Annotated in this window: 10 protein-coding genes; 2 read left to right on the top strand and 8 right to left on the bottom strand. The window is 53.9% G+C overall.

The features are described from left to right. Positions 1 to 85: 85 nt before the first annotated feature. From FEE96_RS19930 to FEE96_RS19905, 6 genes are all read right to left on the bottom strand, one after another. On the bottom strand, positions 86 to 1,582 hold the full coding sequence (locus tag FEE96_RS19930; protein WP_246079527.1) for an arylsulfatase: 1,497 nt from the start codon (positions 1,580 to 1,582) through the stop codon (positions 86 to 88). Between the two features lie 326 nt (positions 1,583 to 1,908). Beyond that, positions 1,909 to 3,942 (bottom strand): multiheme c-type cytochrome, encoded by a 2,034-nt coding sequence (locus FEE96_RS19925; protein WP_246079523.1) that lies wholly within the window; start codon positions 3,940 to 3,942, stop codon positions 1,909 to 1,911. A 198-nt stretch (positions 3,943 to 4,140) separates the two neighbouring features. After that, entirely contained in the window at positions 4,141 to 5,667 is a 1,527-nt protein-coding gene (gene amaB, locus FEE96_RS19920; protein ID WP_138164877.1) for an L-piperidine-6-carboxylate dehydrogenase, read from the bottom strand. A gap of 43 nt (positions 5,668 to 5,710) precedes the next feature. After that, a complete protein-coding gene (locus FEE96_RS19915; RefSeq protein ID WP_138164876.1) occupies positions 5,711 to 7,039 on the bottom strand; it encodes an aspartate aminotransferase family protein in 1,329 nt (442 codons plus the stop codon). Positions 7,040 to 7,041: 2 nt separating this feature from the next. Further along, positions 7,042 to 7,380 carry a ferredoxin FdxA gene (fdxA, locus tag FEE96_RS19910; RefSeq protein WP_138164875.1) on the bottom strand — a complete coding sequence of 113 codons (339 nt, stop codon included), beginning with the start codon at positions 7,378 to 7,380 and terminating at the stop codon, positions 7,042 to 7,044. A 52-nt stretch (positions 7,381 to 7,432) separates the two neighbouring features. Further along, positions 7,433 to 8,863, bottom strand: a complete 1,431-nt coding sequence (locus FEE96_RS19905; protein ID WP_138164874.1) for a KamA family radical SAM protein — start codon at positions 8,861 to 8,863, stop codon at positions 7,433 to 7,435. 176 nt (positions 8,864 to 9,039) lie between these two features. Between FEE96_RS19905 and FEE96_RS19900 the strand changes: the two genes are divergently transcribed. Next, positions 9,040 to 9,939 (top strand): LysR substrate-binding domain-containing protein, encoded by a 900-nt coding sequence (locus FEE96_RS19900; protein WP_138164873.1) that lies wholly within the window; start codon positions 9,040 to 9,042, stop codon positions 9,937 to 9,939. 91 nt (positions 9,940 to 10,030) lie between these two features. On the opposite strand, the gene FEE96_RS19895 is transcribed toward FEE96_RS19900, so the two are convergent. Together FEE96_RS19895 and FEE96_RS19890 are read right to left on the bottom strand one after the other, a co-directional pair. Continuing rightward, positions 10,031 to 12,100: an FAD-binding oxidoreductase gene (locus FEE96_RS19895; RefSeq protein WP_138164872.1), complete on the bottom strand. Its 2,070-nt coding sequence runs from the start codon at positions 12,098 to 12,100 to the stop codon at positions 10,031 to 10,033. A gap of 64 nt (positions 12,101 to 12,164) precedes the next feature. Further along, positions 12,165 to 12,797: a glutathione S-transferase family protein gene (locus FEE96_RS19890; protein WP_138164871.1), complete on the bottom strand. Its 633-nt coding sequence runs from the start codon at positions 12,795 to 12,797 to the stop codon at positions 12,165 to 12,167. 116 nt (positions 12,798 to 12,913) lie between these two features. On the opposite strand from FEE96_RS19890, the gene FEE96_RS19885 reads away from it, so the two are divergent. Then, positions 12,914 to 13,792 (top strand): LysR family transcriptional regulator, encoded by an 879-nt coding sequence (locus FEE96_RS19885; RefSeq protein ID WP_138164870.1) that lies wholly within the window; start codon positions 12,914 to 12,916, stop codon positions 13,790 to 13,792. Positions 13,793 to 13,817: the final 25 nt, after the last annotated feature.

Genomic DNA, 13,817 nt, shown 5'->3' with positions numbered 1-13,817 from the left:
GCGCTTAAAACTGATAAATGAAATGGCGCCGATGAAAGATCCCCCGGCGCCGTAAGTGCCCCCAAGCAATTGGGGACACCGTGGTTTAGTTGCTGCCCAGATTGGAGGTCATTTTCTCCATCACTTGCGACAGTGAGAAAGAGGCCGCTTTTTGGCGAGGTGGGAATTCTTCGAATGTCGCAAGGAACTGACCCACATAAGCCTGCGCAGGTACCAGCAGATAGACGCGATCAATCACCCAATCCCAATATGTATTGGACGTCCGATATGCGCGCTCATATGGGTCGCGACGCAGGTTAAAGATCAGCGGAACACGCAATTCGGTCCAGGGTTCAACCCAAGCACGCAAGGTGGTGTAGGCTTTTTGCTCCAGGAAAATCATCTTCCAGTCTTCATAGCGCAGTGCTGTCAGGTCTCCGTCGTCCGAGAAGTAGAAAATCTCTTTGCGCGGTCCCTCTTCTTGCTCTCCGGTCAAAACTGGCAAGAAATTGTAGCCGTCCAAATGAACGTTGTACTCACGACCAATAGCCTGAACTCCGCCTTCTTTCAGCTGAGCCTTGATGTCGGGGTTGCCCGCAGCCGCCATAAAGGTCGGCAACCAGTCCATGTGGTGCATGATTTCATTGCTAACGGAACCGGCTTCGATTTTTCCGGGCCAGCGCACAATCGACGGCACCCGCCAGCCACCTTCCCAGTTGGTGTTTTTCTCACCAAAGAATGGGGTCATTCCCGCATCCGGCCAAGTGTTCATGTGCACGCCGTTGTCGGTCGAATAATGCACGATGGTATTATCGGCGATGCCCAGCTCGTCCACTTTGTCCAGCAACTGACCAACATGCATGTCGTGTTCTACCATGCCATCAGAATATTCATCCTGACCGGAAATGCCGCGCAGCTCGTCCTTTACGTGGGTACGGAAGTGCATCCGTGTGCCGTTCCACCAGACATAAAACGGTTTTTCCTGATCAACCGCGCGCTGCATGAAATCCAGCGCCGCGGCGACGGTTTCATCATCCACAGTTTCCATGCGCTTCTTGGTCAGTGGGCCGGTGTCTTCAACGGTGCCGTCCGCGGCGGAGCGGATCACGCCGCGTGGCCCAAAGGCTTCGCGGAAGGTGCGTCCGTCGGCCAGAACCACGTCAGTAGGATAGTCTTCGTTCTCGGGCTCTTCTTCTGCGTTCAGGTGGTACAGATTGCCAAAAAACTCATCAAAGCCGTGATTGGTTGGCAGCATTTCATCCAGATCGCCAAGGTGGTTCTTACCAAACTGACCCGTCACATACCCTTCGGCCTTTAGCAGGCCCGCAATGGTCGGATCTTCAACCCGCATGCCCTCTTTGGCGCCGGGAAGGCCAACCTTGGACAGGCCGGTACGGAACACACTTTGGCCCATGATGTACGACGAACGGCCGGCCGTGCAGGACTGCTCACCATAGTAGTCGGTAAAGATCATGCCTTCGGCAGCAATTCTGTCGATACTGGGTGTCCGGTATCCCATCAGCCCCATTGTGTAGGCTGAGATGTTGGACTGGCCGATATCATCGCCCCAGATTACCAGAATGTTTGGCTTATCCTGCGCCATTGCCGGGGCTGCTGCCAAAGCTGCCACAGCCGTCAACGCGCCTATGCCCAGTAAAAGGCCGGTCCCTTTGTCACGAATGTCTTTGATCATTTTCAACTCCCTAAAATTGGGTTTTTGCGCAATTGCCAACACAAGTCGTGCGGACAGCGATTAATCGTAAGAATTAGGTCAGCTATGTTTAATCAAACCGGATACACTTCATCCAAAATCACCAACACATTGCAATTGCTGGATGAATATTAAAGCTCACCTTCCACCAAACCCAACATAAGCATTCCATGGTCCTCGGGTCTAGGAGTTTTTTTGGTGACGTTGATGCCAGCAGGTTATCCGCCGATATCGGCCCGCATCAGGTTGAGTTGCACATCATTCGGGTTCTTTTCCAAAGCGTTGTGAACTGTTTCAATCGCCGCCTGCCGATCACCCAACGCATCATGAATGCGGATCATCATGACCCAGGCCTGGGTCAATTGCGGATCCATTTCCACAGCCTCGCCAAAGGCATTCAACGCAACATCCATCCGCCGCGTGGTCAGCCCAATGCCAGCCAGCACCAGCTGCGCCTCGGGGAAATCCGCCTTGGCTGCCAGTGACGTCTGCCATTCGCCCATTGCAACATTCAGATCCTGGTTCATCTTCTCGGGCATATAGGCAATCCGCATCCCCAAAAAACCACGCGCTGCAGCAATACGCACGGCCTTTACTGGATCCCCCAACAGGCCAACAAGGCGGGCTGATCGTTCCGTCTCGGGGGCGCCGCGCTGAATGGAAATGGCTGCAACCCGGATCAACGGTTCGGGGTTGGACAACAGCGGCTCCAGTCTTGTCGCCAACGCCGGATTGGTCAGCGGCACAAGCATATCCAACGCGGTGGCTCGCACGATGGCGGGCAATGCATCATATTCTGCCAAACCAACTAACGCCTCGCCCTGACCACGCAGGTCGTTGCGACCCTTAGCCAGAATTTGCGAAAAATGCGGTCCGCGTTTGGCGCTATTTGGATACCAACTGGCAACCGCATCCGCTGCCCAACCGTAGGTCTGATCGTCGTGGCAGTCATTGCAGGCATTCGGAGCCTGTGTTTGCAGGCTCAGATCTGGACGTGGGATACGGAATGAATGATCGCGGCGACCATCAACGCCCATATAGGTGCGCTCAATCATGTGGCAGCTTTTGCATTCGGCACCGGTGCTGCCTTCGGCATGAAACGTATGCGAGGGATCGTCGTATTCTTTCAATGCAAGGCTCGGAAAATCCGGGTTTCCGGCTGGCGAATGACATTGCCCACATAGGGCATTCCCTTCCAGCTTTACCTCGGCGGTATGGGGGTTGTGGCAATTGGTACAGGTGACGCCATTGGCATACATCTTGGATTGCAGGAACGACCCATAAGCATAGACCTCATCCTCAATCTGCCCGTCCGGGTGATACAGACCTTCCCGGAGGTTGCTTAGTCGATAGGCATCGTGAAACGGCGTGCCGGGGAGCGGGTTACCACCTTCAAACGGTTCACGGCGCGAGTGGCACCCGGCACATTGCTGGATCTGTGTTTCTGTTTGGCTTAACCGGCTAAGCCGCTGCTGCGTTCCGGCCAAATATCCACGTAATTCAGCCTCAGCAGAGTCATCCGAAGGCAAATTGATCAGCAACCCAATATCATTGGTTCCTGCCCATTTGGTCACATCCACAGGCACCCCTGTTTCCGCCCACTCAACATGCGCCTGGGCCGGGCCATGACAAGCTTCACACCCAACGCCGATCTCTACTTGTCGACTTTGATACATCTCGGTTTTGGGGTCGTAATTCTTTTCAAACCCGGTGGCGTGGCATTCTGCACAGCGGGCATTCCAATTCTTATATGGACCACTCCAATGCAGCCCATCATCAGCTGTAAGTTCCTGATCAGGATAGAGATGAAACCAGCGGTTCTGCTCCACATCCCATACCACATCAAAGGATTGCAGGCGCCCAGGTTCAGTTTCAACGATGTACTGCTGAAGCGGTTCGATCCCAGCTACACCAACAACTTCGTATTGCTGTGGTCCGCCTTTGACATCGCTTGTGTCGATTAAAAACCGCCCATCTTCTTTGGAAAACCGAGAGGTGGTGCCCTGATGTGAAAAAGACCTGCCATCGAAGAGACCAACAACTGTTTCATCGCTGGGGGCGGTCCAAGCAAGGGCATGATGCGAGCCCTTCCAATCTTCAGCCGCCTCTGCATGACAGGACGTACAGGTTTCAGAGCCTACGTACTCTGGGGGCTTGGGAAGGCTGTCTTCAGCTTGCGCAAATGGGCTGAGCCAAAGGAAAACGATAATAAAGAGAAATAGGTGATGGGGCTTCAATGCTGCACGGTTCAAAACGGTCCTCGTCTGCTTGGCCATTGAACAATGAATATGCAGACTAACTCGTTGCAGCAACAGTATTGTTGTCTGTTGTGCACTGGAAACTGTCTTATTTACATGAGCCAATTTCAAAACCACCCATGAAGTGCGGTGGATTACCAACTGAAACTCAGGGCCGGGAGCCCAAAGTGGTCTCCCGGCCCTGAGTTTTATTTAGATATCAAACACGATCCCTTGAGCCAAAGGCAGCTCGCGGGAATAATTCACGGTGCTTGTTTGACGGCGCATGTAGGATTTCCACGCGTCAGATCCACTTTCACGACCGCCGCCGGTTTCCTTTTCACCACCGAACGCACCACCGATTTCAGCACCTGAGGGGCCAATGTTGACGTTGGCAATGCCACAGTCAGAGCCAACCGCCGACAGGAACTCTTCTGTTTCTCGAACGTCAGTCGAGAAGATGCAGGAGGACAGGCCTTGAGGGACCGCATTTTGCAGTGCGATAGCGTCGTCCAGATCGGAGTATTTCACTGCATACAGGATTGGCGCGAAGGTTTCAGTGTGCATGATCGCGGATTGCGCAGGCATCTCAACAATCGCAGGTGAAACGTAGGCCGCTTCTGGATAGTCTGCGGTCAATGTCTGACCGCCACCGTGAACTTTGCCGCCTTCAACCTTGGCCTGTTCAAGCGCTTTGTTCATCTGGTTCATGGAACCCTGGTCGATTAGCGGGCCAACCAGAGTTGTGGGTGCCAGTGGGCTGCCAACCTTAAGGCCAGCATAGACTTTGATCAGGCGCGGCATCAGGTCGTCATAGATGTCTTCGTGTACAACCAAGCGGCGCAGCGAGGTGCAGCGCTGACCAGCGGTACCAACAGCCGAGAACACGATGGCGCGAAGGGCCATGTCGAGGTCAGCAGACGGCGCAACGATCATCGCGTTGTTGCCGCCCAGCTCCAGAATGGTTTTGCCCAGACGTTTGGACATGTCCGCAGCAACGGCCTTGCCCATTGGAACAGAGCCGGTTGCTGAGATGATGGCAACATCTTTGGAAGCTGTCAGAGCCTGTCCTACTTCACGCTCACCGATCAGGGACTGGATCAGGCCTTCTGGCGCATCTGAGCCGAACTTAGCCATCGCACGGTCACAGATTTTCTGGACGGCCAATTGGGTCAGTGGGGTCTTCTCAGATGGCTTGGCGATAACCGGATCACCACAGACCAGAGCCAATGCAGCGTTCCAGCACCATGGGGCGACGGGGAAGTTGAAGGCGGTGATAATGCCGCAAATGCCGCTTGGATGCCAAGTTTCACGCATGGTGTGACCGGGGCGCTCGGATGCGATGGTCAGACCATACAACTGGCGTGACAAGCCAACGGCGAAGTCACAGATGTCGATCATTTCCTGAACTTCGCCCAGACCTTCTTGGTAGATCTTGCCGCATTCCAAAGTCACCAGACGACCAAGGTTTTCTTTCTCGGCGCGCAGTTCTTCACCCAGCAAGCGGACCAGTTCGCCGCGACGCGGGGCAGGGACCTTGCGCCAGGCTTTAAACGCTTCAACGCCTTTGGCGATCATTGCGTCTGCATCTTCAACAGAATGGACGTGAACGTTTGCGATGACGCTGCCATCAACAGGTGTGGTTACGGCCAGCGCGCCGCCAGTTGTCTCTTCGGGGCTCAACTGACAAGCCGAGATGATGTCCTGATGGCTTGAGGTGATTGTGTCTTGTACGGTCATTTTTTCTACCCTTTTTGTTACTTTGAGGTGGCGTGCTGGGTGGTTAGGCCGCGGTTGCCAAAAGAAGTGGTTTGATTTTGCGAAGACCGTTCAGGACGGTATCCGCCAATTGATCGATTTCAGCTTGGGTCATTGCGGTCGATAATAGCCCCGAGCAGGTCTCGATCATGATCAGCCCGTTATCGAACATGTGATCCAGCAACGCACTGATGCAGGCTTGCTCGTCGGGCCCAACAAAGGCGTTGCGGTAGGTTGTTGGCGCCTGTTCTTTCATGTGGATACGGAACATTGATCCGCGCCCGGTTACGCAGGCCGGGACATCTGCAATGCGAATGGCCTCTGCCAGAGCGGCGCGGGCTTTGTCCGCCAGCGCATTTAAGTTGGTTACGGCGGATTGATCGAACATCCCCATCGTAACTGATCCAGCGGTCATGGTGATCGGGTTGGCGTTAAATGTCCCGTAGTGTGGAAAGGCCGCTGGGCCGTTTGTTGGGTCCATCACATCCATCACATCTGCACGACCAGCGATGGCTCCAACCGGGAAACCACCACCAATCATCTTACCCATCGCGGTAAGGTCGGATTTGATGTTGTAGCTTTCCTGAGCGCCGCCAAAATTGGTGCGGAAAGTGATCACTTCGTCGATGATCATCAGTACTCCATTGGCGGTTGCCCAATTGCGCAAAGCCTCGACAAAGGCGGGTTGCGCAGGGATGACGCCAATCCGGTGGGGCAGCAGATCAATCACGATGCCAGCGATCTCTGTCTTGTGCGCGTCCAAAATAGCAATCGCTCGCTCTGAGTCGTTGAACGGAATGACAACTACATCATCAAGCGCAGATTGCGGCGTGCCCTTGGCGACTGGCACGCTGTTGGGCGCGTCAGCGGCACCCCAACTGGCTGGCTTGGCAGTCTGGCTGACCTCGGCATAATCATAAAGTCCGTGATAGGAGCCTTCGACCTTGGCGATTTTGGCGCGTCCGGTGTAGGCGCGGGCTGCCTTGATGCAACTCATCACCGCTTCGGTGCCGGAATTCACAAAGCGAATTTTTTCAAAATTCGGGCTGCGGGCCACCATCTGTTCAGCATAGCTGACCTCAATTTCGGTCCCGAGCGTAAAGGCGGAGCCATTCGCCAGTTGCGCGTTCACCGCCTGCACAATGCGCGGGTGGGCGTGGCCGTGGATCAGCGAGGCGACGTTATTGGCAAAGTCGATACGCTTGACGCCTTCGATGTCAGTGACAAAGCAGCCTTTGCCCTTGGCGGCGTAGATCGGATGCGGTTTGCGCAGTATTGTGTTGCGGCTACAGCCACCGGGCATGACCTGCTTGGCGCGGTCATACAATGCGGCGCTTTTCGATTGTTCAGACATGTTCAGCCCTCTGGCACCGATTTATCCAAGTGTTCCAGTTTGCCTGCTACACCGTCCCATTTGGCTGCATCGGGCAGTGGGTCTTTCTGGTCCGTGATTTGCGGCCAGATCTGTGCCAGCTCCTCGTTCAGGGCGAGGAAGTGCTTCTTGTCCTCGGGCAGGTCGTCCTCGTTAAAGATCGCGTTTGCCGGGCAGACGTCGACGCAGTCATCGCAGTCGATGCATTCACCCGGGTGGATCACCAGGAAGTTGGGGCCTTCATAGAAGCACTCAACGGGACAGACCTCGACACAATCCGTGTATTTGCATTGGATGCAGTTGTCGGTGACAACATAAGTCATGGGATTAACCTTGGCAGTTGTGCGCGCCCCCAAAAGGGTGGGCGCGAAAGGGTTACTCGGCAGCAATGGCCGTGAGCGGCTGGATGTCGTACATGGAAAAAAGCTCTGCCTCATCCATGATCACACGATCATCATAGCCGCTGAACCAAATGGCTTCTTCGTTGCGACCCACAATGGTCACCTTGCAGCGATCCGGCGCATCCGCAGCCGAGCGCAGCAGCTTGAAGATCACCACACCGTTTTCGCCACCTTTGACGCCCGGGAAAAGTGTGTTGGTGACAGCGGCTACTTCGGTCTTGCCCTTGTAGTGGGTGATCGACAGGCGCGCGTGGGCTTCGACCCCTGATAGGCCTTTTTGCGACTCGTTCAGGATGTGCCAAGCTTTTTCGATCGGCACGTTGAACGCCTTGTGGCCAACGATGTCGCGACCGCAGAAGAAATAGTGGTTTTCAACTCCGTTGCGCTTTAGCTCACGCTGCATGATGCGCAGGGCGTCACTGTCATCGTTGATGCCCGCAATGATCGGCGACTGGTTGTCGATGTTAATCCAAGAGCGACGGGCAAATTCTTTGACCGAGGCACGTGTGGCGGGGATCCACTCGAGGCCACCTTGGGCGTGTTCGATGTAGTTGCCGTCAGGGTCTTTTGCCAGAAATTCGTCGGGGTGGTTAAAGTGCACCATCATTCGAAGATTGGTTTGTGGATAGGCTTCGTGAAAAGCGTCCAGCATGGCAAAGAACGTCTCGTCAAAGCGCTCAGGATAGAAAGCGAGTTCTTTGGTGCCGATGCGGATGCTTTCAATGCCGGCCTCGGACAGAGCGCCGAGCCACTGGGCAATGTTCTTGTTGCCCAGAACCATCGGGTCGCCACCGGACATGAGGATTTCACGCAGGCGTTCGCGGTTGGTTTCCGGGTGGCGACCACTGTTTTCATCGACCAGTCGGTTATGCTCGAGCACATAGTCAACGATATCTTTGATCTTCGCCAAACCTTTGGCGGCTACTGTGCCGTCTTCACGGGTGATCTCTTTCTTGGCGATCAGCTCTTCGCGGTAGCAGAACCGGCAGTGCGCAGAACAGGTTGAGGCCACATAGATCAGACCCAGCTCATACTTGTGGATCAGACCTTCGACCGGGCTGTAGGACATTTGCTTGCCGGGATCTTCGGCTCCATCTAAGTCGTAAGTTTCCTTGGGGCTTGCCTTGACCAGGGTTTGAATAGCTTTGGATTTCAGCGCCTGTTCAAAGTAATGCCGAGTGATTTTTACCGGCATACGGGCTTGGAGGTCCTTATCCGTGCCGTCCAATTCCATGATGGCGTCGAGTTCTTCCTTGGAATAGAAACCCTGCATATCCTGAGGGACGGAACCATCGACAAATTTCTTTAGTCCGGTGATGATCTCGCGATCATACTTCCCGTTGGTGACCGTCGACAAAAACGCTTTTTCGGTTTCGGACGGGATGTATTTTTCCTTAGGTGCCATTTTCGGTTCCTCATGGAGCAGCAGGACTGGTGTTCAGGTTTGCGATATTGATCGTTGATGTTGACCCTGGCGACAAACCATGGTTATTCATCAACACATTCCTAAAACTCATGTAGAGGCTGATTTGTCGGCAATTTTCTCACGCAAATCACATCTACACACTTGAAGAGGTTCTGTTGCACAGTACTCCCCGTCGCATTCTTCCGTCACATTCTGTGCTACGCAGTTTCGAAGCGGCAGCTCGACATTGTAGTTTCACCTTGGCCGCAGAGGAGCTTCACCTGACGCAAAGCGCGATCAGTCGACAGGTTAAGGAGTTGGAGCAGACAATTGGCACACCGCTTTTTCGTCGGGTCGGGCGTCGCGTTGTGTTGACACAGGCCGGAGAAAGCCTGGCCAAGGAACTGACAATTGATTTGGAGAACATTCGGCGCACAATGATGCGCGCCATTGCCGGTGGCGCAAAAGGAACCGCATTGCGTGTGGCCTGCTTGCCAGCCTTTGCGAGCCGATGGTTGATCCCACGCTTGCCGTTGTTCAGCGAACAACACCCGGACATCGAAATTAACCTGTCAACGCGATTGAAGCCTTTCGATCTGGATGTTGAACATTTCGACCTCGCAATTCACTTTGGCCGAGATGACTGGCCAAATACTGATATGGCTCCGTTTTGTTCGGAAACAATGGTTGCAGTTTCTTCCCCAGATCTCATGAAGCGACATCAAATGGATACCGTTGAGAAATTTGCAGCGGCCCCTTTGTTGCACATGACCACCCGCCCCACAGCATGGGAAGCCTATTTTGATCTTGCGGGCTTGCCGCAAACATCGGTGCTGGTCGGAAAGTACTTTGATCAGTTTTCGATGATCATCGCTGGGGCAGTGGCCTCGCTTGGTGTTGGGTTGCTGCCAACATATTTAATCGAAGAGGAGCTTGCCAACGGCAAGTTGGTGCTGCTGAACGCGCAAACGCTGGTGACGAAAAACCAGTACTTTCTGGTCACGCCAAGTAACCAAGTGAACTCAAACGTGTCGGTTTTTTGTGACTGGATGCATCAGTGTATTTCAACAAGATAAAACGTTCATCTTGTCTTGCTTGCTGAATTTCTTTCGTTTTCCATATACCTAAGGTGATCGCTAAAACGGTCTCAACGATCACCTGTAGAGACTAAAGGTCAAGTACCAAAGTGCTGCTTCCTTGGGCCGGAACTGCGCAACAGATGAGAACATCATCGGTTGCGACCTTGGCAGTTGGTAGCGTTCGATAGGCGACTTCACCTGACAGTTTTTTGACAGCACAACTTCCACAAGATCCTGCCCGACACGAAAAATCTGGGGTCAAACCATGGGCCTCAGCTGTTTCAAGCAGGGTTCCATCGCCCGTTTCCCATTGTTGCTCAAAGCCAGATTTTTCAAATTTAACTACCGCCATCTCAGCTTCCGGTGGTTGTGTTGGCAGTTGCTCTTGTGCATCCACCCTTCGGCTCAGAACTGCTGGGCCAAATGACTCTGCGAAAATTCGAGCATCGGCAACACCGAGGTCGCGCAAAAGGTCGTACATCGCCTGCATGAAAGACGAAGGACCACAAAGGAAAAAGTCATAATCATCAAGCACCAGATATGCGCGTAATGTATCTACATCAATGCGCCCTGATGCATCAAAATCCTCGCCCGCAACCTCAGCTTCGGTGGGGTGTCCGATCACCGAAACATAGCGGATTTTCCCAGTGGATTCAGCCTCAGCTGCGCGAAACTCTTGTGCGAATGCGCGCTGCTCTGTCGTCTGCGCTGCATGGAAGACAGTTAGTGGGCGTAGGTATCGTTTACGAACGCCCTCGTTTAGGACATGGCGGGTCATTGCCATCATAGGCGTGATCCCGACACCGCCAGCGAGTAGAACAGCCGGGCGGTTTTCCAGCGCATCAATGTAGAACGCGCCTTTGGGGGCCTTGATTTCAATAGTGTCTCCGACGATGAGATTGTCATGCAAGTGCTTAGACACGATGCCGCTGGGTTCGCGCTTTACGGAAATTCTATAGGCCGGATCTGCCGGGGCTGAAGACAGGGTATATGTCCGGACTTGCGGTCCAGTCCCATCAGGGCGTACGCGAATAGTTAAAAACTGCCCAGCCTCATAAGAAAGCAACGGCTGGTCGTCAGTGGCTTCAAGATAGAACGAGCGGATGGCGCTGCTTTCATCTTCAATTTTGGCCACGCGCAGAGTTCGCCATGCTTTGCGCTGCTCTTCGACCTTTGCGCGTGCATCAGACGTGGCCCAGTCATCGGCCAGTAGAGAATTAGGTGACCATTCCCCAAACTGTGCGCGAAACGGCAGCGCATCAGAGAGGTGCAGCCCGTGGTCGAGGGTGAATCGCCACCCCCGCTCAGCACCTTTGAATGCAATGACCTCTGGATGATCCTCCCACAGTAATTCGACCGTACCAGTCAACATCAGCAGGTCACCGGTTTCGAAGTCCGGAAAGATGAGGCCTGCCTTGGGGTTGACCAAAAAGTTGCCAATGGTGTTGAAAAAGTTATTGCCGGAGTAATCCGGGATGGTCAGCGTGTTGCCGTCGACTTTGACAAATCCCGCTCTGCCACCACGGTGTGATACGTCGACCCCTTCAGCCGTCAGGCCATTGGTAGGGCTGATAAAACTGGACACAAAAAACGTGTCTGAGCCTTCAATGAAATCGATGGCGGCTTGGTCCAAATCGGTAAATTTGTTGGGGGCAGACCACTCTGTTGGTGCTGCTGGATCGCGAATGAATTCAATATCTCGGGTCTGGATATATTGTGGGCAATTGCCAAAAGACTGCGTCACACCAAGAGAAAAGCCGCCGTCGGTTTTCTCAATTACCTGCGCGTTCATCCGGTTGCGACGGCGGCTGGGGATCTCGATCCCCAGCAGGCCAATGGGCGCACCGTTTTTTAGGGAGGCCTGCAATGGATCACCGGGAATCGGCCTGGCAACAAGGTCAAGGCGCTTGCTGTTGGGCGACCTTACAAACCCGTTGCCCCCGGTCAGAATGGAGGCCCAAGGCCACCCCTGTTCATCAACGCTGCCTAGAACAACAAACGGGAGCTGTTCAAAAAATGTCCGGTGCTGATCCGGCATGAATGGGCGGATCGCTACTTTACCAAAGGCCTCCATAGAGGCGCGTTTGCCGACACGATCCTGTGCCTCTTGTTCACCAGCATGAAATGGCGATTGCGGGAATGGAGCCTGATCGGTCATGGCTGGCCTCATAGAGAAACTGGAAGGGGGGCCCGGCCAAAATAAGATCGGCCGGGCAGATGGGTCAGGCCGCAGAGGAGGCGCGTAGTCCCACTGGTGTAGTCGGCATCGGGATAAACCCTTCAAGGGCCTCGATATTGGCCAGCAGACGACGAACATTTGGATAGGGCTCCAAAGTAATCCCGCCTTCTGGGGCATGAGCGGTGTAGCTATAGATTGCTACGTCAGCAATTGTTGGCGTGTCGCCAACCAAGAAGTCACGGCCCTGCAAATGGGTTTCGAGCTTTCCGAGAACTTTGGCTGCAGTCGCATGGGTGAAATCGACATCTAAGGGTGCCTTGAAGACGTTAATCAACCGTGCTGCAGCTGGACCAAAGGCCAGTTCACCCGCTGCAAGGGTCAGAAATTTTTGAACGGCAGCTTCTTCTGCTGGATCATTCGGAATGTAAGAGGGGGCATATCTACGAGCCAAGTAAACCAAGATGGCGTTGCTGTCGCTGATTACGGTTTCACCATCTTCAATTACGGGCACCTGACCTGCAGGGTTTTTGGCCAGAAAGTCGTCCTTCTTGTGGGCTCCATTGGCGAGGTCAACAGTCAGCACCTCGTGGTTGATCCCTGCAAGGTTGGCAAACAGCACAACACGGTGAGAGTGGCCGGAAAGAGGGAAGCCGTGAATACGTATGGCGTTAGACATGTGTTCGTCCTTTGTCGGTGCCAGGGCCTGTCCCCGGCGATGACATAGGTCTAGCTTGAATTCGTTGTGGCGATAATATACTTACTTGTTCAATATTTGTGAACGTGGTGGCGATAATGGATACCGTGCAAGGCATGCGGACTTTTGCGGCGGTTGCGGCAAACCAGTCCTTTACTGAAGGGGCCAGACGAGTGGGGATCAGTACCAAGCTGGCCAGCAAATACGTGGCACAACTCGAAGAACGGCTTGGTGCGCAGCTATTCAATCGAACAACACGTAGCGTCACTCTGACTGAAACAGGGCGCGCATATTACGACCGATGTGTGCCGTTGCTGGAGCAGTTCGATGAACTAGAAGGGTTGGTGCAGGTAAAACAATCTGAACTGGCCGGGCGTATCAGGATTACAGCGCCAACCGGCTTTGGATCTTCGCAACTGGTGCGGATGTTGAAGCCATTTCAGGCTGCGCATCCAAAAGTCTTTATAGAACTGCATTTGTCAGACCATCATGTTTCTATCATCGAAGAAGGATATGACCTCGCTGTACGCTTTGGCGATCTGAAAGATTCGAGCCTTGTTGCACGTCGACTGTTGGACATGCGGATTGTTTGCTGCGCGTCCCCAGACTACTTAGACCAGCATGGTGAGCCAAAAAGCCCTGCCGCACTGGCGACACATAATTGCCTGCTACGGACATTCGCCAGCACCAACGATAGTTGGGAGTTTAAGACCGGGAGCGGCATCCAGGCGATCCCGGTATCAGGCAGTTTTCGTGCAAACTCTCCGCTGGCAGTTGCCAATATGGCCGCAGATGGGCTCGGAATTGGGCGTATCCCATACTACACCGTTTTGCCATTCTTGGAGACTGGTAAACTGAAGATCCTATTTGAAAAGGAAGAAGCCAGAGTCGTGGGCTTGTATGCCGTTTATCCCCCAAGCAGACATCTGACGGCTCGCATCCGCGCGTTGATTGATCATTTGGCAGCACATGTTTGAACGCGCAATTTGTGATCTGGGAATG

It is taken from the genome of Parasedimentitalea maritima, from assembly GCF_005771405.1.
GTDB lineage: Bacteria > Pseudomonadota > Alphaproteobacteria > Rhodobacterales > Rhodobacteraceae > Parasedimentitalea > Parasedimentitalea maritima.
The sequence above is the reverse complement of the archived record's forward strand: the minus strand, read 5'-3'. Positions and strand labels throughout refer to the sequence as shown.